Genomic DNA, 24199 nt, shown 5'->3' on the forward strand with positions numbered 1-24199 from the left:
GAATGAGTGGATATGTAGAAATGGGTCGAGTGATCCATAATACACAAATAGGTAGGGATGTATGGCGCATGTTAATCTATGCACCAAAACAAGCTAAAGAGGCACAATTAGGACAATTTTGCAATGTTCGCGTCACAGGGGGCACAGCACCCCTGTTGCGCCGCCCTATTAGCTATGCCGGTTTTGATGCAGAATCGGGCACAATCGACTTATTGTACCGTGTAGTAGGCAAAGGGACAGAGTTGATGACAAAATTGCAAGAAGGGGATACCCTAGATTGCTTAGGGCCACTAGGAGAGCCGTTCACAACAGCGGATCAAATGCTATTAGTGGGTGGTGGTGTTGGTATTGCGCCGATGCTATGCATTGCTAATCGATTAGAAGCAGGTCAAGAAGCCCATGTTATCTTGGGGTTCCGAAATGCTAGTGAATCCTTCTGGGCTGATTTATTCAAAGATAGCCCTGTGACCGTTCATATTACAACAGATGATGGTTCATTAGGTACAAAAGGATATCCTACGACAGTGATGGAGACCCTTATGAATGATCATCACTTTGATGGGGTATTAACGTGTGGACCAACGCCGATGATGAAGGGCGTAGCTGCCGTGGCACAAACTAGGCAGGTACCATGCCAAGTCTCCTTGGAGGAGCGTATGGGCTGCGGAACTGGTGGGTGCGTAGGCTGTGCGTGCCAGGGTAAAAGCGGCAAACGCTATAAAGTCTGCAAGGATGGCCCTGTATTCCCGGCTGAGGAGGTGTTTTTCTAATGGCAACAGTAGATCCTAGATTAGCCGTAGAGTTCTGTGGGATTACCATGAAAAACCCTATTGTAGCAGCATCGGGAACCTTTGGATTCGGATTAGAATATGATGGATACCTAGACTTGAATACAGAGGTAGGTGCTATTTCTGTAAAGGGATTGACACCCACAGCGAGACCAGGTAATGCAGGGGTTCGTATTGCAGAGACACCATCTGGTGTGTTGAACTGTATCGGGTTAGAAAATCCAGGGGCAGAAGCCTTTGTAGCAGATATTTTGCCTAGCTTGGTACAGTATGAGGTGCCTATCTTTGCGAATATTTCTGGCAATACCTTAGAAGAATATGAGTTTATGGCGAAAATGTTGACGGTAGAAGGGGTAGCAGCACTGGAAGTCAACATTAGTTGCCCGAATGTAAAATGTGGTGGCATGGCCTTTGGTGTGCAAGCAGATAGCGCAGCTGCAGTTTGTAAAGCCGTCAAATCCCATACAGATTTACCTGTGATTATGAAATTATCACCGAATGTAACGGATATCGTAGAGATTGCTCGTGCTGTAGAAGCAGCCGGAGCCGATGGCGTTAGTATGATCAACACCTTGTTGGGGATGTCTGTAGACTTACGCACACGAAAACCACTGTTGGGTAATATCTATGGAGGTTTATCGGGTCCAGCGGTAAAACCAGTAGCATTACGATTGACACACCAAGTGGCGAAGGCCATCGATATTCCTATCATGGGTGGTGGTGGCATCATGACCGGTGAAGATGCGTTAGAATTTATGCTAGTAGGAGCTGATATCGTGTCTGTGGGGACGGCTACGATGGTAGATCCACGAGCGATAGGCATCATTGCCAAAGAGATGAGTGCCTATTGTGAAAAAGAACAAATTGCTCATGTACAAGATATTGTAGGGGGCATTATCGTTCCATAAAAGAGACTAGAGAAGAGAATATTGATTGAGGCAATATAAAAAGGACTACCTCAGTACGAATGTACTGGAGTAGTCCTTTTCGGGTTGCCTATAAGTTTATTTTTTTTGCGCGGAACGAGGCCAGTAGGATGGATCGCCATACCGATTGATTCCCTTTCTCCCTGGCAATAATGCCAGTGCTCCGTGGATGAGAAAGGTAGCGATTAGATGGAGCATATACGTATTTTTTAATGGAATATATAGATTCGTGCCAATAATATACATACCTAATAGTATTCCAAAAGGAAAACCTGGAATAGATATATCATTTAAACGTCTTACATACAGGGTATAATACCAGGGTAATAATATAATATATCCAGCATAGGCTAAGGCTTTTATACCAAAATAAGCGGGTAATATGATGACAGCTTCTAATAGCTGTTGAATAAACATATTAAATATATGCATGGTAGCAGATAGAAAAAGAATGCCTATAATAAATTGAAATCGATTGATACGCCCTGTAATACTAATCCAACCTTGACTGTGGGGAGCTAGAAATCGTACTAGAAAGAGCGCTATGATACCTATTCCAAGGGAAATCACTATATTAATAAATAAATCCATAACTAACCTCCTACATACTATGAATAAGTATAGCATAGATTGACAGTTATGGCGAACGCATGTCAAACATAGGCATTTTGATATAGATTCTTCATAAAACTCTTAAAAAAGTAGTGTACTATACAGAAAGTTACTAGAAAAAAATAGGCAAAATAGCGGTTCATTGGTATAATAGTAAAGATAGTTAAAAAAATGGTTCACATTTTTCTCTCATAATATGATTATATAATTATGAGAGGAGGATGTTATGGAACCAATATCAACACCTATGGAAAAACGCATTCGCATGGTTCGAGCTTGGCTAGATGCAGCAGCGAAGTCCTACGCTACAAAAGGTAGTGTAAAAGGAAACTTGCATTTGTTCTTAGCACAAGCTGAAATGAAGCAAATGAATGAAGGCAAACCGTCCATTATATCGTATGCAAAAAAAGCTATAATGGCTGTGGTATTGATGGGGATCATAGGTCTTTCACAGTGGTGGATTGTACAACATAAGACAGAACAGACGAATCCAGTTGTAGAGACACAGACGGAGATGAAACAGGACGCATCAGTTACTGTAGAACCCCCTAGTAAGAATACACCTGTACATGTGGAAACTCCCTCAAAAACACCAGAAGTAATAGTAGAGGAACCAGTTTCTACTCCGACGCGTGAGCCAATCGCACAGCGTGCAGTGGAACCGCCTCAAAAGCCTTCCATTACCTCACAAGAAGTGCGAGATGCGGTGCAAACTGGTGGACGTATTTTGCGAGATGAGTAAGTAACCTTTTATATCTAAGGAGGATGATTATATGAAGGGAAACCTATCTTATAAGAAATTTTTAACATTTGCTGTACTAGCAGCGATTAGTACAACTCCAGTATTTGCTGAGACAGCAAATCATTCTGACAGTGGCAAAACAATTGCAAAATTATCCATGGCGGATTTAGGCAAGCAAAATACTACCCGTACAGAAGAAGTGGCAACTGGTGATGCAGCAACGGAAGCGGCTATTGCAGCAGCACGTGATGGAATCTCCGAGGCCGCAAAACGTGATGCGATTGAAGAACAACGTAAACGCGTTGATAACTCTTCCTTAGCAACGAATGATAAAGAAGTTAAAACCATTACAAAAGCTGGTGGTGATAAATTAGAAGAAGCACAAGCAGCAGGCGTAGAAACTGCGATTCCTCAAGTACAAGCTAGATATTATACAAGCTTGACTGAAGAAGAATTACAAAAATATGTTGGTAAAACAATTACGCATATTGCAATTGATGGTCTGGATGAAGCATCTCAACCACAATTTTTAGCACTATTACAAGGTAAAATTGGTGATGCTGTATCGGTGGAAGGTATTTCCAAAGACATCGCTAATTTAGGTGGGTCTGGCGTACTTTCAGAAATTACACCTGTATTTACTGTTGTACCTGAAGGTGTAAAAGTATCCTATCATGTTACCGTTAACCCTGTAGTAAAAGGCGTGTCTGTAGAAGGCAACACGGTATACAAAACAGATGTATTAGTGCAATATCTTGGTGTGCAACCGAATACAGTGTTAAATACAATTGCAGTAGGTGAAAAAGTGCAAGGTATTAATGCAGCTTACCAACGTGATGGTTATATTTTAGCTCATGTGAAAGATATGGCTGTCGATGAAAAAGGCATTCTTCATGTATCTGTAGTAGAAGGCATGGTAGAGCGCATTACACCACATGGAAATAAGAAAACAAAAGATCGTGTTATTACACGTGAATTCAATCAAAAAGTAGGGCAGCCATTTAATAAATTCTTGGTACGTCGTTCTGTAGAAAAAGTATACAATCTTGGTTTCTTTGATGATGTGAATGTGCGTTTGACACAAGGTTCTACAGAAGAAGCTGTAAACATTGAAGTAGATGTATTAGAACATAAAACAGGAACGGTTACATTAGGTGCAGGTTACTCTGGTTCTGACGGATTTGTCGGCGTTGTAGAAGTGGGTGAAGAAAACTTACGTGGTACTGGCGACAAAGTGAAAGTACACTGGGAATTCGGCGGTTCTGCAGGGTATAAAAACTACTCTGTGTCCTACTTGCGTCCTTGGTTAGATAACAAAGGTACATCCTTAGGTGTCACATACTATGACCAATTGAATGAGTACACTGATTACAACGAAGAAGGTAAAGCAGTGGCTACATACGATCGCAAGTCCAGCGGTTTCAACATTTCCTTAGGTCGTCAAACTGCGGAATTTACTCGTGATTATGTGACATTAGAACATCGTAATGATAAATACATTTGGGATGACAAAGATTCTAGTGGTTTCCGTTATGATACAGACAGAGCACAAGGGACGCGTTGGAATAACCATGGATACCCATTCTTGTCAAAAGGGTACATAAAAAATAACTTCGGTACTACCAACAGCATTAGCTGGCAAAAAGTATATGATTCCCGTGATAATGTATATGAACCAACTCGTGGTAAACGCTTGTCCACTACATTGCAATGGGGTGGTCATGGCTTAGGCGGTGACTTTAATTTCTATAAATTTACTGGCGAAGCTAGAACATACAAAAAAGTAGGTAGCAAACAAGTGCTTGCATTCCGTGCTCGTTTAGGCTGGGCGCAAGGCGACCTACCATATAGCCAATTATATACAATTGGTGGTTCTGACTCTCTTCGTGCGTATGAAGATGATCAATATCGTGGTAAAAAAATGTACAACTTCACAGCAGAATATCGTTTCCCAATCTGGAATAAAGTAAGTGGTGCTTTATTTGCGGATTTAGGTGATGCATGGGATGCTCCGAATGTACCTTGGTTCAATCATTCCAAAACATTTAATGTCTCCATCGGTGCCGGCGTGCGTGTGACAACACCAATTGGTCCAGTACGTATCGATTATGGTATTAGTAAAAACCAAAATAAATTCCACTTCAGCTTTGGTGGTCAATTCTAATTGATAAAAGTAAAACATTGGATGGGAAGTGCAGCCCTCATGACTATACTGGGCTTCACTTCCATCTATGGTGCACCTGTTCAAACTGTGCATGTGGACCTGCAGAGTACAACGGGTATGATTCCATCAGCATTACAACAGCGGATGCAAGCCAGCGTACAGGCTGCTACATCGTATATCTATAAAGGAAAAGAAGTGGAAGAGATTCAAGCAGCTTTACCAAGTTATGAAAAGGCTACTATGGATATTGTAGATCGTATTTTATATGGATATACTGTGAAAGGTATTGCTGTGCATGTGGGAGAAACTATGGATGTCAACATTCAGATAGAACCCTATGGGCATGTGATGAAATATGTGGAAACGACGATTCATTATGGCAATCTATCTCCCTATGGCAAACAATTAGTTGAGAAAGATGTTGGGCCTATATCACAAAGATTGGAGCAAATTCTCTTAGGTTCTTCTATTGATGCATTGCATTGGGTAAAACCTATTGCGCAAAAAACGGTGCGCAATGATTTGGAAGGCTCATTGCCAGAATTTACTCCGCAAGTCGATATTGTGGGTGGCGAAACTGGTCAAGTGATGGTGTATTTAGTTCCTAATGGAGATAGTATCCATAGGACAGATGTAGTCCTTCAATCGAATACATTACCGAGTGCTTTTTTCTATACTATGCGTCAATATTATGAGAAAAAAATGCGTGATTTGGAAGGCTTACCTATTCAATTTGTGCGACGACATCAGGTGATGATTGAAGAAGATATTCAAAAAGAACTAAATCAAAGTCGAAGTGTTACACAGTTTGGAATTACCATCGCACCTCATTTGGAAGTCGGATCTGACACGAAACTATATTTGCAAGTAGATTCTTCTAAGTATATGATTCGTGGTGAAGGATATCTTGATATGGGGCGTAATACAGACTCTGTAGGCATACGATTATTTACAGGGGTTCACAAAGGTCCTCATGCATGGTATTTGGAAACAGAATTTTTGCCGAATAGTTTGCACTGGAAATTCAAGCCTTCTTATGTGTACCAATTTAGTAAAGATACACAAGTAGGCTATCAGTATGTGGCTCCTCATGGTCGGCATAAAGCATTTCTTCGACAAGACATTGGAAATCGCTGGAGCTTGCGCTATGAGCGAGATCTCAAGGAAAAAGAAAATGAATTTGCCATTGCCTATGATGTGCATGATTATTTGCAGTTAGAGTATATATGGAAAGATAAGGACAGATGGTTACGTCTTGTGGGGCGTATATAAGGAAAGAAGGTAGATAAACTATGATGCGTTTATTGAATAATAAAAAGAATGTAAAAACGGTGTCAATCATTGTAGGCGTTCTTTTTGTCATTAGTGTGGGTGCTTTGGCATATACACAAATGGCAGGACATGGTGGCTCTGGTGCGGTTAGCAATATTGGTGTTATCGATATGCAACGTGTGGTTGAAAGTAATCCTAACCTAGTACAAGATGCGCAAAAAGAAATGGCTGCGTATAATGAAGAGTTGCAAAAAGAATTTAATGAAAAATCTGCAAACTTAGATGATGAAGGAAAAGCAAAACTTTCAGATGAATTACGTCAAAAGTTGCAAGACAAACAACAAAGTATTCAAGAAAATTTGAAAAAACGTGTTGATGAAGCATCTAAAGCAGTAGCAGATGGAAAAGGTCTAAGCGTTGTTATGACTCGTGATTCAGTTTTGTTTGGTGGAACTGATGTAACTGAGCAAGTGAGTAAAAAATTGTCTGAAACTAAATAAGGTGGGAGCCGCATGCGAAAAGGACCTATCTTTGCCGTATTGAGTGTAGTGATACTCTGTTTAGGTATAGGTGGATATTATTTACAGACACAAAAAGAGGTTCCTCAGGGACCTAAAATTGGTGTTGTGCGACTACAAGATGTAGTAGAGTCGCATCCTAACTTTCACAGTTATGATGAACAAAAGAAAGAGTTATTGCGATTAGAGGCTCAGCGAGATAAAGAAGAACAGCTGTTACAAGCGAAATTAGGTGTAGAAGTTGGAAAATCTGAAGAAGAGCTGAAAAAAATAGAGGCTAATTTAACAGAGAGTCTGCAGCAAGAATTGCAAAGTAAAATTGCTGTACGAGAAGCAGAGTTGAATCAAGAACTAGCACAACGACAACGAGCGTTATTAGAACAATATCGCAAAGACTATAAAGTGGATCCTACAGAAGCGGATATAGAAATTGTAAATTTGCAATTATCTTTATCTACAGAAGCTAAGTTACAGCCTATTGATGACGCACAACGTCAACGATGGGCACAGCGTAAGGCAGATAAAGAAGCTCGATTAGCAGAACTATTAGAAGCTCGTGGCGCTGCTATAAAAGGAGTTAATCACTGGAAAGATATAGAAGCAAAAGTACAACAAGATATGCAACCTGCTTATGAAGCAGCGCATCGTACATTGGCAACGTATGCCAGTGAGGTAGCAAAAGAATTAGGTAGTAAACGAGATGCATCTATGAAGACTATGATGGATTCACAACAAGCTGTTATGGCAAAGGTTCATCAAGAAGGAGCTCAATTGTGGGATGCCGAATGGGAACAACGACTGGCTCAAAAGCGTGATGAAGTGCAAGCTTTACATGATGCGATATTAGAAGATATTCGCGTTCGTGTAGCGGTTATAGCGAGAGTTAAGCAGTTAGAATTAGTAGTTGTCGATCATATAACAGATCGTACTGATATGGATATAACGGATGAGATTATTTCATCTTATGGGCAATAAAGGAGTAAAAGAATGAAAGACATGTGGAAACGTATGGCTACAGGAGCTATGATGGTATGTGCATTAGGACTAGTAGCTGGTTGTGGTAGTAGTGATAAAGTAGGTGTAGTTAACACTGAAAAAATTGTGCAAGAAAGTAATAAAGCAAAAGACTTGAATAAAGAGATGGAAGCAAAACAAAAAGAAATTACAGACCGCTTAGCACAAGTACAAGGTACGCAGTCTGAAGAGGAATTCCATAATACGCAAATGAATGCACAACAAGAGTTACAAATCTTTGGTCAAGCTAAAAGTAAAGAGTTCAAAGCATATGTAGAGTCTAATATTCAAAGTGTAGCAAAAGAAAAAGAATTGACAGTTGTTGCGAATGACCAAGCTATCATGACTGGTGGTATTGATATTACAGAAGATGTCATTAAAAAAATGAATGAAGGTACACCTTCGGAGGAAGCTAGCAAATAATATGTGATTATAAAGTAAGGAGGCTTCATAGTGAAGTTTTCGTTAGAAGAACTTGCCAGTATGGTAGAGGGCACTGTACATGGAGATAGTTCAGTTTGTATTGAAGAAACTCGTAGTTTAGAGCAAGGTGCATCCCATGCGATTAGCTTTGCGATTGGAGATTTTCGAGAATTTGCGAAGCTTAGTAAAGCGGGGGCTATCTTGGTAGATGCGGTGATAGAGGATTGCCATACACCACAAATCGTCGTGCCTAATGCGAAAGCAGCATTTGCTAAACTATTAGAAGTATTTCACCCTCCAGTTGCATTTCCAGATGGAATTCATGAAACAGCGATTATCGGCAAAAATGTAAGTATAGGCAACAATGTAAAGATTGGTCCGTACTGTGTTGTTTATGACAATGCTGTTATAGGAGATAATGTTACATTACATGCTTATGTATATATTGGACATAATACTCGAATTGGAGAAGATAGCACAATTTATGCGAATGCGATTGTACATGAAAACTGTGTATTAGGAAAACGCGTTGTATTACGTGCCCATGCTGTAATTGGCGGTGAGGGATTTGGTTTTGCTACAGAAAATGGAAAACACACACACATTCCTCAAGTGGGCAATGTAGTGTTGGAAGATGATGTAGAAGTAGGATCTTGCTCTTGCATTGACAATGCGACTATGGGGTCTACTTTGGTGAGACGTGGTACAAAAATAGATAACTTAGTACATCTAGGGCATAATGTAGAAATCGGTGAAGATTGTTTCTTAATTGCACAAGTAGGGATAGCGGGCAGTACTAAATGTGGTAACCATGTTATCTTTGCAGGACAAACCGGATGTACGGGCCATATCACAATTGGAGATAATGTTACATTTGCAGGAAAGACAGGGATTACTGGAAATGTACCATCGAATGGACTCTATGCAGGCTTTCCAATGAGACCTCATAAAGAATGGTTAAAATTAGCTGCTTATGAAAGTCGATTACCAGATATGGTGAAACAAGTGAAAACATTGGAAAAAGAGCTGGCTCAATTAAAAGCTAAGTTAGAAGATAAATAGGGGCCCATATGATATATACATCTATGAAAGCATTGAGTGCAGTACTTTGTGCGTTACCGTATCGATTACAATATGGTATTGGATACCTATTAGGACAATTGGGTTGGTTGTTTACTCCTAAAAAGCGTAAACGGTTGGCAATCGGACAGATTTTGTTTTGTCGAATTACTGATGATGTAGAGGAAGCAAAACAAATTGCAAAAGCTAGCGTCACTCGTTTTGGTCGTATGATTGTGGATGTATTACGATATCCAGAAATAAAAGATGGAAAATATAAAGAAATGTTTACCATGGATGGTCGTGAATACCTAGAAGATGCTAAAGCAGATGGAAAAGGTGCTATTGTGATTGCACTCCATAGTGGAAACTGGGAATTACTAGGAGGCATACTAGCATCAGAAGGATATCCTTTGATTTCTGTAGCAATGCAACAACAAGGTGATGCCGATCGATTTATCAATGAATATCGAACTATGATGCACCAACATGTGACCTATAAAACAGGGGTGCGTGAAATGGTAAAAGAACTACAAAAAGGTTCTTTTATTGGGCTGATTATGGACCAAGATCCTGGTGATCAAGGTCAGCTAGTGCCATTCTTTGGATATGAAACACTTACTCCAGTAGGTCCAGCTGCTATGGCTAGGATGCAAAATGTGCCTATTATTCCTATTACAATTCGTTTTGATGAGTATACGGAAAAACATGCAATCACGGTGCATCCACCGATCTATGCAGAAAAAACTGATGATCGAAAACGCGATATTGCAGTTACTTTGACAACATTGAATGAATGGTTAGAAGATTATATTAGACGATATCCAGAAGATTGGTTCTGGCTCCATAACCGTTGGAAATGGACCCGTCGTTTATATGGTGATACGATAGAAGTGCCACCAGATGTAATGAATCAAAAATAATAGAAAGGAGGCCCCAATGAAACAACAAACAATTGGCAGACCTATTGACTATGAAGGAACTGGCTTGCATAGTGGATTGCCAGTACATATGCGTATATTACCAAGTGAAGCTAATACAGGAATTACATTTGTAAGAACTGATTTAGCAGGGACTCCTTCTGTGAAAGCAGATATACGCAATGTAACAAATACTATGCGTGCTACCACATTAGAAGATGGAGAGGCAAAAGTATTTACCGTGGAACATATATTGGCAGCCTTTTATGGTATGGCCATTGATAACTGTATCATAGAATTGAATTCGCCTGAACCTCCAATAGCTGATGGTGGTTCCGCAACTTTTGTATCTTTGATACAGGAAGCAGGTATTGTAGAACAAGATGCAGAACGATATGTCCATGTGGTACAAGATTCTCATGGAGTTTATGAAGATGATAAGTTTATTATTATACGTCCCTATGATGGATTCCGTGTGACATTCACAAGTATCAATAGTCATCCTATGCTAGGTACACAACATGGTGATTATGAAATCACCCCAGAAGTGTTTGCCAAAGAGATTGCTCCCGCACGCACGATTGGGTTTACTAAGGAAATCGAACAGTTGCAAGCGATGGGATTGGCCAAAGGCGGTTCTACAGAGAATGTCATTGTCTATGATGAGACGACATGCTTATCAAACTTGAACTTTCCCGATGAATTGGTGCGACATAAAATTTTAGATATATTAGGAGACTTGTTTTTAGTAGGCCATTTAAAAGGCCATATTATTGCTGTAAAATCAAGTCATAACCTAAATTCTCGCCTAAGTAGAGAGATTTTGAAAGAAATGTAAGAGGAGGCATACTATGATTCTGACTGTTGAAGAAATTATGGAGATTCTACCACATCGTTATCCATTTTTATTGGTAGATCGTATTATTGAAATGGAACCTATGAAACGTGCTGTAGGAATTAAAAACTGTACATTCAATGAACCGCATTTCATGGGACACTTCCCAGGCAATCCTGTTATGCCAGGGGTGTTGATTACAGAAGCAATTGCTCAGGTAGGCGGTATTGCTCTTTTATATCCAGAGGAAAATCGTGGATTGACACCAATGTTTACAGGTATTGACAAAGTACGTTTCCGTCATCCAGTAAAACCTGGTGATCAAGTGCGTATGGAAGCGGATGTGGTTAAAATCAAAGGCCGCATGGGTAAAGTAGAAGGTCGCGCTTACGTAGGTGATAAATTAGTAGCGAGTGGTGAGTATATGTTCGCCTTGGTAAAACCAGAATAACTTTCAAAATGTAAGGAGTGACGCAGATGATAGTAGTTGGCATGGAAAATGCAACATCTGAAATTCATAGTAGTGCAGTCATACATCCCGATGCCAAAATAGGTAAGAATGTTATCATTGGCCCTGGTGCAGTCATTGGAGAACATGTTGAAATCGGAGATGGTACCAAGATTGGTGCAAATGTGGTCATTGGTGGCTGGACAACGATCGGTAAGAATAACGAGTTCTTTCCTGGATGTGCTATTGGTCTTGAACCACAAGATTTAAAATTTAAAGGTGAAAAAAGTTATTGCGTGATTGGTGATAACACCGTAGTTCGTGAGTTTGTAACAATCAGTCGTGCAACTGGCGAAGGCGAGGAAACTCGCATTGGCAATAACTGTTTATTCCAAGCTTGTACTCATGTAGCTCATAACTGTATTGTTGGCAATAACGTTATTATGAGTAATTGTGCGGGTCTAGCTGGTCATGTTATCGTAGAAGATCGAGTTGTCATTGGCGGTATTGCCGGTGTGCATCAATTTGTAAAAATCGGTCGCAATGCTATGGTAGGCGGAATGGCAAAAGTTGTACAAGATATTCCACCCTATGTGATTGCCGATGGACAACCAGCACATGTCATTGGATTGAATTCTGTAGGCTTGGCACGTGCAGGTGTTTCAGAAGAAGTGCGCAGAGAATTAAAGAAAGCATTCCGGATCATTTATCGTAGTGGATATAGTTTATCCAAAGCGATTGAAGAAATGGAAATGAACTTAACATCTTCTGTTGAAATCGAACACATGTTAAGATTCTTGCGAAATGCAGATCGTGGTATTATGCGCGTAAGAAGAGATTAATTTCATATGTCATAATAGATACATGCTGAGTGCCAGAGTGCACTTGGCATGTATTTTATTATGGCGAACTTTAATGCCTATATACTGATTCTATGGTATAATATAGATTGGAATTTTTATAATTAAAAGTTAGTAGGAGGCGTTATGGCGAAAGTAGGATTGATTGCAGGGATTGGTAATCTGCCAGTTGAATTTATGCGTGCAGCCCAACGAGAAGGATATGAAGTTGTGGTTGTATCCGTCGTGACTGATGGGGCTCCACAATTACAAGTAGAAGCCGATGCATACTATCAAATTAGCGTCTTTAAATCAGATACGGTGATAAAAACCTTTTTAAAAGAAGGTGTTACGGATGTAACCATGCTTGGGAAGGTAACGAAAGAACATCTCTATAAAAAGATTACTACTATTCCAGATATGAGAACTATCAAAATACTCAATCGCCTACGTAATCGTAAAGATGATACGATTATGTTAGCCATTGTAGCTGAGCTTGAGAAGGAAGGGCTTCGAGTGGCAGATCAAACGAAATATATGCGTTCCTTGATGCCGCCAGTAGGTGTTATGACAAATCGGAAGCCTACAGAAATGGAAGCGTTAGATATAGAATTTGGATTTACCCTAGCAAAGCAAATGGGTGGTCTCGACATTGGACAAACGGTGGTTGTTAAAGAACAAGCTGCGATGGCTATAGAAGCGATTGAAGGTACAGATGCATGCATTCAACGTGGGGGAGCCTTGGCGAGAGAAGGTGCTGTGGTTGTAAAAACAGCAAAGCCTAATCAGGATGTACGTTTTGATGTGCCTGCAGTAGGCATGAAGACATTGGAATCTATGATTAGCAGTCATTGCAAAGTCTTAGCGATGGAAGCAAAACGAACTATATTCGTAGAACAGGAAGCTGTCCTAAAAAAAGCGAATGAATTAGGTATCGTAATCTGTGCTGTAGAAGGGCCAGATGAGGAGTAAGAATGAAAATTATGTTTTCTGCTGGTGAAGCATCGGGAGATACCCATGGTGCCAGCGTCGCGAAAGCTCTACTTTCAAAGTATCCAGATGCCACGTTGTTTGGTATGGGTGGAGAATTGATGAAATCGGCTGGAGTCGACATTATATATGATATTGAACAGTTAGGTTTCATTGGTATCGTTGAAATCATTAAACATTTGCCAACGTTCTTTAAATTACGTACGTTCTTAAAAGAAGCGATGTTGCGTGAGAAGCCAGACGTATTAGTATGTATTGATTATCCTGGATTCAATATGAAGCTGGCTAAAGTAGCACATGATTTAGGTATACCAGTGGTATATTATATTGCGCCTACTATTTGGGCCTGGAATAAGGGTAGAGGTAAAGATATTGCTAAAACAGTGACAAAGGTAGCATCAATTTTTCCTTTTGAAGCAGAAGCATATCAAGAATTTGGCGTCGATGTGGAGTTCGTGGGCAATCCGCTAGTGGATATTGTAAAACCAACTATGACGAGAGAAGAAGCATGTACTTATTTTGGAGCGTCTCCAGAGGCGCGCAATATATTGTTAATGCCGGGCAGTCGAAAACAAGAAGTACAGGGGTTGTTGCCAACTATGCTGAGTGCTGCTGAAGAGCTAGCAAAGTCTAGATCTGATCTTGCATTTTTCTTGCCAAGAGCGCATACAATACCACGAGCTGATTTGGAAACTATTATTCAAAAATACTCGGTACCTATTACGATTACAGAAGGTAATAATTATGATTTAATGCAAATTTGTACGGCTTGTATCGCTGCATCTGGAACGGCGACACTGGAAACAGCATTGATGAATGTGCCTACATTATTAATTTATAAGGTAGCACCTATTACATATGGAATTGGGAAATTGTTGGTGAATATTAAAGATATAGGTCTGCCAAATATTATCGCAAAACGCCGTGTGATACCTGAACTTTTACAAGGGGAAGTGACAGTATCTAATGCATGTAATGAAATGAGTCAGATACTTGATGATACTGCTATATATGAACAGATGAAATTAGATTTGGCTCAGGTGAAAGTAGATTTAGGTGCGCCAGGTGCGGTGCAACGTGTAGCTGATGTCATTGCATCAGTAGCAATGAAGGAGGCATAAATGAACCGATATAAACAACTATTAGCCTTTATTGGTCCATACAAGATGCGGCTTGCATTAGGCGTCTTTTGTATGATTGTAGCAGCTATGGGGTATCTGGTAGTACCATGGTTAATTAGAAATGTAGTAGATGAAGTGTTACAAGATAAGAATATGGCAATGTTGACCATCATAGTGATGGCTATCCTGGTTATCTTTTTGATTCGTGGGTTTGCAACCTATGGACAGAATTATACAATGGCTTATGTAGGACAACGTGTGGTAATCGATATTCGAGAAACGCTGTTTAAGCATTTGCAACGATTGGATCAAGCCTATTTCGATCGACGTAAGACGGGAATTATCATGAGTAATATTACCAGCGATGTAGGCGCGCTACAACAAGCCATCGTTGATAATTTAATCTCCTTTATGACGGAAGGGGTTACATTAGTAGGTTCACTAGTGTTCATGTTCTATCTAGATTGGAAATTGTCCCTATTAACCTTAATTATTGTGCCAGTTGTATTGGGATTGACAAATGTATTTGGTAAACGATTGCGCTCCGCCGGCCATGAAGTTCAAGGTAGAACAGCAGATATTACAGCATTTTTGCAAGAAGTAATTTCTGGCGTTCGAGTAATTCGTTCCTTTGCCCGTGAACGCTATGAATTTGGTCGCTTTCAAAAAGAAAATCAAAATAACTTTGATGCAGCCATGAAAGCTACAAAATTAACAGCTCTTATGAGCCCTATGGTAGAGTTTTCTGCAGCCATTGCAGTAGTGGTAATTCTGTGGTATGGTGGCTACTCTGTAGTGCAAGGATATATTACGGCAGGTTCCTTAATTGCGTTTTTAATCTATGCAATCAACTTATCAAATCCTGTGAAACGATTGACACAAGTCTATGGTAATTTACAAAAAGCGTTAGCAGCCGGCGATCGTGTAATCGACATATTAGAAACGGAACCGCATGTAAAAGAATCTGAAACCGCAAAACCACTGGATCATGTACAAGGAGATGTACAGTTTGATAATGTAACGTTTTCCTATGATGGAGAAGGGCTAGCATTAAACGGCGTTACGATTCACGCAAAGCCAGGACAAACGGTGGCTATTGTAGGACCATCTGGAGCTGGTAAATCAACGATTGCTAATCTATTACCTAGATTTTATGATGTCACTGGTGGTTGTATTCGTATTGATGGTGTCGATGTTCGAGACACCACATTCCAATCATTGCGTGAGAATATTGGGCTTGTGCCACAAGATACTATGTTATTTAATGCGTCTGTAAAAGATAATATCTTATACGGCCGATTAGATGCTACCGATGAAGAAGTATTAGCTGCAGCTAAGGCTGCCAATGCGTATGAGTTTATTGAAAAGCTACCGGAAGGTTTTGATACAATGGTAGGAGAACGAGGAAACTCTTTATCAGGTGGACAACGACAACGGATTGCTATTGCTAGAGCAATTCTTAAGAATCCTAGTATCTTGATTCTGGATGAAGCTACCTCGGCATTGGATACAGAGAGTGAAAAAATTGTACAGGAAGCATTGGAACGATTGATGAAGAATCGAACGGCTCTTGTCATAGCACATCGCTTGAGTACGATTAAACATGCAGACCACATTGTAGTTTTACAACGAGGAACTGTGGTAGAAGAAGGTACGCATGACGAATTGTTAGCATGTGGTGGTGTATATAGTCATTTATATTCTGTTCAATTTTCGGCAAAGGAATAAACAATGTACTGGATATATAATGTAGTACTTAGCATATTTTGGATAGGATTGATCCCTTGCATAGTATATTGGTGGATTGTAGAGACAGGATTTTACTCTCGTATGAAACAGAGTATGGGGATTCTACCTACACCTTTGAAAGAGGCTATAGCTGATACATCAGTTATTTGGATACATGCTGCGTCTGTTGGCGAAGTAGTAGCAGCAAGTCCTATCGTGAAGGAGCTAAAACAACAGTTTCCTCATATGGCTGTCGTTGTGTCTGTGGTCACGAAGGCAGGGCATGGTATGGCTACACGCATTATAGAGGAAGCAGATGGGGTTATCTTTTTCCCCTTGGACTTTCCTATATTCGTAAAACGATTATTGCGCAAGATACGTCCCATAGCGATTCTTTTAGTAGAAACGGAGTTATGGCCTAATTTTTTACGTATGGCATCTCAACAACAGATACCTATTATGATGGTCAATGGGCGTATTAGTGATCGGTCTGTAAAACGATATAAAAAGGTGCAATCTTTCACGGATGAGATGTTAGGGTGCATTGATAGATTTTGCATGCAATCAGCGGTTGACAGAAACAATATTCTTCAACTTGGTGTGAACTCTGATACAGTGGTGGTCACGGGGAATACAAAATATGATCAGACCTATGGAACTGTAAACAAGGAAGCGCAAGATCAATTGCGCCGTGAATTTGGGTTTACTGAAGGTCATCCTATTATTATTGCTGGTAGCACTCACGAGGGGGAAGAACTATCTTTACTCAAAGCATTTAAGGAAATACTAGCTATATATCCAAAGGCAAAATTGCTAATTGCACCTCGTCAGATTATACGAGGTAAAGACATACAAAGTATGGTAGAGGAGCACCAATTATCTGTTGTTCGTCGTAGCGTAGTGACAGAACCAGTGTCCCAAGAGATTTCTGTTGTTATTTTAGACACCATAGGAGAATTAGGTCGTTTATATAGTGTAGGAGATATTGTATTTGTGGGAGGATCGCTTATCCCACGAGGGGGACATAATATATTAGAGCCTGCATCACATGGAAAGCCGATTATTGTAGGGCCACATATGTTTAACTTTAAGGAAATTTATAGTCTGTTGCAATCTAGGTCTGCTTGTACTATGGTACAAGATGAAGTAGAATTGTTGCATGTGATGCTAAAACTTTGTGAACATGAAGAGTTGCGCACAGAAATGAGTCAAAATTGTTTAACAGTAGTTGCTGAAAATAGAGGAGCAACAGCCCGTAATATAGAAGAGGTTAGAAAGCTATTAAACTAGTTACAACACATTTTGTTGTGAGTCTTCATATAATTTTTAACATCCTAGTCTATACTAGACGGATAGATAAGGAGGCGGAATCATGAAAGGGGAACAACTTTTTAAGTATATTATTAGTGGGCAGAAGGGTGGATCTGTTGGAGATATGCTTAGAGGTGGACTGAGTAAGGCAAGTCGCTTATATGAAAAAGTGGTAGAATATCGCAATGACCAATATAATGATCCAAAACGAGTATATACAGCCCCTGTACCAGTGATTAGTGTAGGAAATATAACTGTTGGTGGCACAGGTAAAACGCCTATGGTACGATATGTATGTGAAGTATTGGATAGAAAACAATATGCTGTGAGTGTATTGAGTCGTGGTTATAAAGCAGATAATAATAAAAAATCAATTGTTGTTTCTCGCCAAGGTCATGTAGAGGTATCTTCTTTTATCAGTGGTGATGAAGCCTGGTTGTTAGCAAAAACATTACCTCATGCAAATGTGGTGATTGGGACTAAACGAGTAGAATCTGCGAAGATAGCTGTTGAGCAGTTAGGCTCAAATGTATTGGTTCTAGATGATGGTTTTCAACATAGAGCATTGGGACGAGATGCAGATATTGTATTAATTGATGCAAGTCATCCATTTGGCTATGGACATGTATTACCACGGGGATTATTGCGTGAACCACTAGACAATCTAAAGCGGGCTCACTACATTGTTTTAACAAAAACGAATCAGGTGGAACCAGAAGCACTAGAGGATTTGCGTAATGAGATACATACATTGGCACCACATATTCCAGTAGCGGAAACGATTCATAAAACATTAGGATTTCAAACATTAGAAGAATGGAGTCACTCAGGCCCTATTCATGATATGGTAGATTATGATGGTACCCCATTGTTAGCTGTCAGTGGAATTGGTCAGCCAGCTTCCTTTATAACAAACTTAAAAAGCTATGGTTTTGCAGTGCAAGATATGATGAGCTTTGGCGATCATCATGACTATACGGAAAACGATGTAGTTAAGATTTGGCAACGTTGTTTTACAAAGGGCATTCAAGGTATTGTCACTACAGAAAAAGATGCAGTAAAATTATCTCAAGTGCGTGCCATTCGAGATTTAAAAATTCCAATATATGTTCTCGTCATCGGCATTGAATTTACTGCTGGTGAAGAAGAATTTACATCCTATCTATTACGTGTAGCAAAGGGGAATTAAAATGCATATTGCATGTATTATACCAGCTAGGTATGGGTCTACTCGTCTGCCGGGAAAGCCGTTGGCTATGATTGGTGATAAGCCAATGATCCAACGTGTATATGAACAAGTTTCTAAAGCGACGGAGATTGAACAAGTCATTGTCGCTACAGATGATCAACGAGTATATGATGCGGTGGTAGCCTTTGGTGGACAAGCTATGATGACTCGACCAGATCATTTAACAGGTACAGATCGTTTAGCAGAAGTGGCTGCAACACATACTGAGATTGATGTGATTATCAATGTACAAGGGGATGAACCACTTATAGATGCCAATGTTATTGATGCCTTGGCAAGAGAGTTTAAAGAAGACAGTAGTTTACAAATGGGAACGGTTGGATGCCCTTTATTAGAAGAGGAATACAACGAACCTAGTGCTGTAAAGGTTATTGTAAACCGCTTAGGAAATGCTATGTATTTTTCAAGGTCTTTAATTCCGTACCCTAGAAACGCCTTCGTGCAGCCTCCGTTAAAACATGTAGGGATGTATGGATATCAACGCCAGTTCTTATTGGATTATGCGAAGATGGAACCTACCCCTGCGGAGTTAACAGAGTCCTTAGAGCAATTACGGGCTTTGGAGAATGGCTATACAATACGAGTAATTACAACTGATCAGCGCTTTGTAGGTGTAGATACACCAGAAGATTTAGATCGGGTAAATGAAATATTTCGAACATTAGATGCATAATATATGCTCTAAGAAAGGAGAACCTATGAAAAAGGTTAAGATTGGTAATCTCACCGTTGGTGGTGGTAAAGGTTTATTTTTATTAGCAGGCCCTTGCGTCATTGAAGGGTATGAACGTACAGTGGCTATAGGCCGTCGCATGAAAGAAATTTGCGAAAAATTAGGAATTCCTTATGTATTTAAGGCTTCTTTTGATAAAGCAAATCGATCTAGCTATTCTTCATTCCGTGGTCCTGGTTTGGAAGAAGGATTAGAAATTTTAAAAGCGATTAAAGAAGAATTACAAGTCCCTGTAGTGAGTGATATTCATGATATTACACAAATTGAACGAGCAGCAGAGGCATTGGACATCCTTCAAATTCCTGCCTTCTTATGCCGTCAAACGGACTTGGTGTATGGAGCAGCAGCTACTGGAAAGTGCGTGAATGTAAAAAAAGGCCAATTCATGGCTCCTAAAGATATGAGCAATGTGTTGAAAAAAATGGAAGAAACAGGAAACCAAAACTTGATGCTTACAGAACGAGGATTTAGTTTCGGTTATAATAATTTAGTCGTAGATATGCGATCCTTCCCAATTATGAGATCTTTTGACTACCCAGTTATCTTTGATGCGACACATTCTGTACAATTGCCAGGTGGAGCGGGTACGGCATCTTCTGGACAGCGTGAGTTTGTTGCTAACTTAGCGCGCGCAGCGGTAGCGAGTGGTGTAGATGGATTATTCTTTGAAGTCCACGATAACCCTGAAGAAGCTCTTTCAGATGGACCAAATATGCTATATCTTGACTCCGTAGAGGAATTATTGACAGATTTAATTGCTATCGATACAATCGTAAAAAAATAGGACAGATGTAAAGGATGCAGGTGAACTATGAAGATACTTGAACGAGCATCACAAGTGCTCCAAGAAGAATCAAAAGCAGTATTAGATTTAATTGAAACATTAGACCACCGTTTTGTAGAGGCTGTAGAGTTAATTTTAGCAGCTAAAGGTCGTGTTGTTTGTACTGGTATGGGGAAATCGGGCCATATTGCTCGTAAAATTTCTGCTACCTTAGCTAGTACTGGCACACCTGCATTGTTTCTTCATCCCGGTGAAGGTGTTCATGGGGATTTAGGTATGGTGACATCTGATGATGTGGTACTTGCATTTTCCAATAGTGGAGAAACAAGTGAAGTAGTTAGTTTGTTACCATCATTACGCCGTATCGGAGCTAAACTTATTTCTGTAGTAGGGAATCAAAGTTCTACTTTAGGAAGAAACTCCGATGTAACATTATTAGTAGAAGTAGAAAAAGAGGCTTGCCCATTAGGGTTAGCACCGACTACTAGTACGACAGCAGCGTTGGCATTAGGTGATGCATTAGCCGTATGTTTGCTAGACCAACATCAATTTACACCAGAAAATTTTGCTATATTCCATCCAGGTGGATCCTTAGGGTGCAAACTATTATTGACGGTAGAGAACATCATGCATGGGGAGGAAGACAATCCAGTCATTCATAGGACAGCTACGGTGAAAGATGCTTTGTTTGTGATGACCAATAAAGGGTTAGGAGCTGCGAATGTCATAGATGAAGAAGGGAATTTAGTGGGCCTTGTTACAGATGGAGACATACGAAGAGGCTTAGATTCTGGTAGTAATTTCCTAGTATGGCCAATTGAAGATATGATGACAAAAGCGCCGCGTACGATTACGAAAGATAAGTTAGCGGCAGAAGCCTTACATATGATGGAAAAGCATCAGCCTAGACCGATTACTGTATTACCCGTAGTCAGTCATGATGGTAAAAGTTTAGGCTTGGTACATATTACTGATTTATTGAGAAGAGGCATTGTGTAATGGCAATACGATGTTTAGTTCTCGATGTAGATGGAGTCCTTACAAAAGGTGAGATTATCTATACATCTACAGGGGAAGAAATAAAAGCATTCCATGCAAAAGATGGATTAGGATTAACATTAGCGCACACCATGGGGCTATATACAGCGATCATTACAGGCCGCACATCGCCTATGGTAGAGCGACGAGCAAAAGAATTAAAAATTTCTCATTTGCAAATGGGAAGTCATAACAAAAGTGAAGGTCTTCAAGAGCTATTGAAGGTCCTTTCTATAACAGCCGATGAGGTAGCCTATATCGGTGATGATTTAAATGATTTAGGCATTATGTCTAAAGTAGGGTTACCAATTACCCCTCAAGATGGGACGAAAGAAGTAAAAGATATTGCTCATTATATTTGTCAGGCTAAGGGCGGTGAAGGTGCCGTTCGAGAAGCTGTAGAATATATATTAAAACAAGAAGGACTTTGGGAGGAAGCTGTACGCAAGTACAAAGACGAATCCTATCATACAGGTCAATAGAAAGGAGGCTTACATGGCAGGAGAATGGCAATATACGGCATTGAAAACAATTAGTAAGCTAGTATGTAAATTACCATATTCTACAATTTTATCTGTTGGAGCTTTCCTAGGGCCGTTGTATAAAATTTTTGGAAAAAAACAGGTTAAACGAGGTTTAAACAACCTTATGATTGGCCTTGCCATAGAGGAAAAAGAAGCCATGGCTATCTTAGATCGTTTATTTCAAAATTTGGGACGATCTGTATTAGAAACGCTATATATGCCAAATCTAACACCAGAGTTTATTAAAGAACATATTGAGTTGCGAGGGGCAGAGCATTTAGAAGCAGCTATGGCTGAAGATAAAGGTGTTGTTATCTTAACGGCCCATATTGGGAATTGGGAATGGATGGGCGCTGCTTTAGCAGCTAATGGATACCCTTCTACAACCATAGTTAAGAATCAACCGAACGCACAATTCACAAGATTGATGAATGAATATCGTGAAATGGTAGGTCTCGAAGTATTCGCCCGTGGTGGATCAGAAATGAGAGGCGCCGCACAGGCTATGAAAGCTAAAAAGCTGTTGGGCTTTTTGGCCGATCAAGATGGATGGTACCAAGGTCTGCCAGTGATGTTTTTAGGGCAGGAATCGTCAGCAGTGACGGGACCAGCATCATTCGCAAGAAAATTTAAAGCTCCAGTCGTTCCTGTATTTGCTTCTCGCAAGGAGAATGGACATATTGTACATATTCTACCAGCACTGCATTATAAAGATACTGGTGATGTGGAGAAAGATATGTTCCGCCTTACGGAAGAGACTGTTAAAATTACAGAAGATTTTATCAAAGAACATCCAGATGAATGGCTATGGTTCCAACATCGTTGGAATACAAAGTTAGAGGATATTGCAGATATCGAACGAAAATTGCAAGTGCGGGAGGCAGTGCATGGAGAAAAATAAAAAATTTCTACTCACTATCATAGTAGGCATTGCCATCCTGATTGGACTGGGCTATTTTCTCTATGGTGGAACAGAAACAGCGACAGAAGGTCCTTCAGGAAACTCGATTAGCTTTAATGGCACAGAATTAAAAGAAGAAAAAAATGGACAACTAGTTTGGTCTGTTAAAGCAGAAAAAATAAGTGTGGACCAAACAACAAAAGTGATTACATTAGATATGATTACGGGTACCTTTTATCGGGATGGAACGGTATTAACTGTAAAAGCACCGAAAGGAGTCGTTTCTAGTGATCATGGAAAGATTACTTTATCAGGTGGTATAGAAGCTACTTCTAATACAGGTGCTAGCCTTCGTACAGAAGGAATAGAATATACAAGTAAAACTCAACAATTTAAATCTACCTCTAAATTTACATACTCTGATGGGGAAACGACAATAGAGGGGGATGCATTAGAAGCAGATATGATCTTGCAACAAGTAACAGCAAAAGGTCATGCTCAATTAATTCGTAAGTAGGAAGGATATTCATGAAAATACAACATTTACTCGTAGCGGCTCTTGTGGGTGGTGTTATGACGATTCCCGTATGGGCAGCTCCTACGGATACTCGTCAAGCCGGCAACATTATGATTACCGCTGACCAATTAACATATGATGGATCGACTGGCCGAGCAGAGGCAAAAGGCAGTGTGGTCATTACAAAGGATGATAAGACATTAACAGGTGCTTCTGGCTGGTACAATACTAAAAGTGAAGAAGGTTTCTTAACGGGGGGCGTGAGCATGATTGGTACAAACATGTCCATGGCAGCCGGAGAGGTACATTCCTTACAAAATCGTCAATTTGATGCCACAGGAGATGTGCATTTACAAAAGGATGATCGACAGCTGTACGGTGATCGTGTAAACTATAATACGGAAACAGGGTACGGTGAGATCATTGGTAATGGTAAGCTCATCATGGCTGATAATGTACTGACAGGCCAACGTATTGAAGCATATACTAACCAGATCTCAGCAACAGCTACAGGTGGTGTTACATTATCTAGCACCAGTCGTAATGTAAATGCGACAGCTGATTCTGCTGTGTATACACAAACGCCAAATCAAAATGATGGGGTAGCCTATCTAAAAGGCAATGCGAAAGCAGTACAAAATGGTAATGTTCTGGAGGCTCCAGAGCTAAAAATTACTCTAAGCGACAATAGTGCAGAAACTCTTGGAGGACGTAGTACATTAATCATTACTCCAAAGTAAGGA

The 24199-nt window shown here is 40.0% G+C and carries 26 protein-coding genes; 25 read left to right on the forward strand and 1 reads right to left on the reverse strand.

What is annotated here, in order from left to right; all coding sequences use genetic code 11:
• The first annotated feature begins 2 nt into the window (after positions 1–2).
• Positions 3–770, forward strand: a complete 768-nt coding sequence (locus EO122_RS01710; RefSeq protein WP_127009103.1) for a dihydroorotate dehydrogenase electron transfer subunit — start codon at positions 3–5, stop codon at positions 768–770.
• On the forward strand, positions 770–1696 hold the full coding sequence (locus EO122_RS01715; RefSeq protein WP_127009104.1) for a dihydroorotate dehydrogenase: 927 nt from the start codon (positions 770–772) through the stop codon (positions 1694–1696). Before EO122_RS01710 ends, EO122_RS01715 begins: the two co-directional genes overlap by 1 nt.
• A 96-nt stretch (positions 1697–1792) precedes the next feature.
• Here the strand turns inward: EO122_RS01715 and EO122_RS01720 are convergent, their stop codons facing one another.
• Positions 1793–2305, reverse strand: coding sequence for a DUF805 domain-containing protein (locus tag EO122_RS01720; RefSeq protein WP_164725927.1), 513 nt, complete (start codon positions 2303–2305; stop codon positions 1793–1795).
• A gap of 247 nt (positions 2306–2552) precedes the next feature.
• Between EO122_RS01720 and EO122_RS01725 the strand changes: the two genes are divergently transcribed.
• The 23 genes from EO122_RS01725 to EO122_RS01835 all read left to right on the forward strand — a co-directional run bounded on the left by EO122_RS01725 (position 2553) and on the right by EO122_RS01835 (position 24196).
• Positions 2553–3068 (forward strand): hypothetical protein, encoded by a 516-nt coding sequence (locus tag EO122_RS01725; RefSeq protein WP_127009106.1) that lies wholly within the window; start codon positions 2553–2555, stop codon positions 3066–3068.
• 31 nt (positions 3069–3099) lie between these two features.
• Complete coding sequence (locus tag EO122_RS01730) at positions 3100–5232, forward strand: outer membrane protein assembly factor (protein WP_127009107.1); 2133 nt, start codon at positions 3100–3102, stop codon at positions 5230–5232.
• On the forward strand, positions 5233–6504 hold the full coding sequence (locus tag EO122_RS01735) for a hypothetical protein (protein WP_127009108.1): 1272 nt from the start codon (positions 5233–5235) through the stop codon (positions 6502–6504). It begins immediately after the preceding gene.
• 20 nt (positions 6505–6524) lie between these two features.
• The gene (locus EO122_RS01740; RefSeq protein WP_126937870.1) at positions 6525–7004 is read left to right on the forward strand and encodes an OmpH family outer membrane protein; all 480 of its coding nucleotides are present in this window, start codon (positions 6525–6527) and stop codon (positions 7002–7004) included.
• 12 nt (positions 7005–7016) lie between these two features.
• Positions 7017–7997: a hypothetical protein gene (locus EO122_RS01745; RefSeq protein WP_127009109.1), complete on the forward strand. Its 981-nt coding sequence runs from the start codon at positions 7017–7019 to the stop codon at positions 7995–7997.
• A 12-nt stretch (positions 7998–8009) separates the two neighbouring features.
• Complete coding sequence (locus tag EO122_RS01750) at positions 8010–8459, forward strand: OmpH family outer membrane protein (RefSeq protein WP_127009110.1); 450 nt, start codon at positions 8010–8012, stop codon at positions 8457–8459.
• A 30-nt stretch (positions 8460–8489) separates the two neighbouring features.
• Positions 8490–9521: a UDP-3-O-(3-hydroxymyristoyl)glucosamine N-acyltransferase gene (gene lpxD, locus EO122_RS01755; protein WP_127009111.1), complete on the forward strand. Its 1032-nt coding sequence runs from the start codon at positions 8490–8492 to the stop codon at positions 9519–9521.
• 23 nt (positions 9522–9544) lie between these two features.
• Entirely contained in the window at positions 9545–10441 is an 897-nt protein-coding gene (locus EO122_RS01760) for a lysophospholipid acyltransferase family protein (protein ID WP_240632630.1), read from the forward strand.
• A 16-nt stretch (positions 10442–10457) separates the two neighbouring features.
• Complete coding sequence (lpxC, locus tag EO122_RS01765; RefSeq protein ID WP_127009112.1) at positions 10458–11276, forward strand: UDP-3-O-acyl-N-acetylglucosamine deacetylase; 819 nt, start codon at positions 10458–10460, stop codon at positions 11274–11276.
• Between the two features lie 13 nt (positions 11277–11289).
• Positions 11290–11724, forward strand: coding sequence for a 3-hydroxyacyl-ACP dehydratase FabZ (gene fabZ / locus EO122_RS01770; protein WP_126937876.1), 435 nt, complete (start codon positions 11290–11292; stop codon positions 11722–11724).
• Positions 11725–11750: 26 nt separating this feature from the next.
• A complete protein-coding gene (gene lpxA, locus EO122_RS01775) occupies positions 11751–12563 on the forward strand; it encodes an acyl-ACP--UDP-N-acetylglucosamine O-acyltransferase (protein WP_126937877.1) in 813 nt (270 codons plus the stop codon).
• A 144-nt stretch (positions 12564–12707) separates the two neighbouring features.
• Positions 12708–13532, forward strand: a complete 825-nt coding sequence (locus EO122_RS01780; RefSeq protein WP_127009113.1) for an LpxI family protein — start codon at positions 12708–12710, stop codon at positions 13530–13532.
• 2 nt (positions 13533–13534) lie between these two features.
• Entirely contained in the window at positions 13535–14671 is a 1137-nt protein-coding gene (lpxB, locus tag EO122_RS01785) for a lipid-A-disaccharide synthase (protein ID WP_127009114.1), read from the forward strand.
• Entirely contained in the window at positions 14672–16399 is a 1728-nt protein-coding gene (msbA, locus tag EO122_RS01790) for a lipid A export permease/ATP-binding protein MsbA (RefSeq protein WP_127009115.1), read from the forward strand.
• Positions 16400–16402: 3 nt separating this feature from the next.
• Positions 16403–17689, forward strand: coding sequence for a 3-deoxy-D-manno-octulosonic acid transferase (locus EO122_RS01795; protein ID WP_127009116.1), 1287 nt, complete (start codon positions 16403–16405; stop codon positions 17687–17689).
• A gap of 82 nt (positions 17690–17771) precedes the next feature.
• On the forward strand, positions 17772–18899 hold the full coding sequence (gene lpxK / locus EO122_RS01800; RefSeq protein WP_127009117.1) for a tetraacyldisaccharide 4'-kinase: 1128 nt from the start codon (positions 17772–17774) through the stop codon (positions 18897–18899).
• Position 18900: 1 nt separating this feature from the next.
• On the forward strand, positions 18901–19632 hold the full coding sequence (gene kdsB, locus EO122_RS01805; protein WP_127009118.1) for a 3-deoxy-manno-octulosonate cytidylyltransferase: 732 nt from the start codon (positions 18901–18903) through the stop codon (positions 19630–19632).
• Between the two features lie 25 nt (positions 19633–19657).
• Positions 19658–20476, forward strand: a complete 819-nt coding sequence (gene kdsA / locus EO122_RS01810) for a 3-deoxy-8-phosphooctulonate synthase (RefSeq protein WP_127009119.1) — start codon at positions 19658–19660, stop codon at positions 20474–20476.
• Between the two features lie 27 nt (positions 20477–20503).
• Positions 20504–21475, forward strand: a complete 972-nt coding sequence (locus EO122_RS01815) for an SIS domain-containing protein (RefSeq protein WP_127009120.1) — start codon at positions 20504–20506, stop codon at positions 21473–21475.
• The gene (locus EO122_RS01820) at positions 21475–21996 is read left to right on the forward strand and encodes an HAD family hydrolase (protein ID WP_127009121.1); all 522 of its coding nucleotides are present in this window, start codon (positions 21475–21477) and stop codon (positions 21994–21996) included. The genes EO122_RS01815 and EO122_RS01820 overlap by 1 nt, the downstream gene beginning before the upstream one ends.
• Before the next feature lie 13 nt (positions 21997–22009).
• Entirely contained in the window at positions 22010–22939 is a 930-nt protein-coding gene (locus EO122_RS01825; RefSeq protein WP_126937888.1) for a lysophospholipid acyltransferase family protein, read from the forward strand.
• Complete coding sequence (gene lptC, locus EO122_RS01830; RefSeq protein ID WP_127009122.1) at positions 22926–23456, forward strand: LPS export ABC transporter periplasmic protein LptC; 531 nt, start codon at positions 22926–22928, stop codon at positions 23454–23456. The genes EO122_RS01825 and lptC overlap by 14 nt, the downstream gene beginning before the upstream one ends.
• A gap of 11 nt (positions 23457–23467) precedes the next feature.
• Positions 23468–24196: an LptA/OstA family protein gene (locus EO122_RS01835; protein WP_127009123.1), complete on the forward strand. Its 729-nt coding sequence runs from the start codon at positions 23468–23470 to the stop codon at positions 24194–24196.
• Positions 24197–24199: the final 3 nt, after the last annotated feature.

This window comes from Veillonella sp. CHU110 (genome assembly GCF_003992255.1).
GTDB lineage: Bacteria > Bacillota > Negativicutes > Veillonellales > Veillonellaceae > F0422.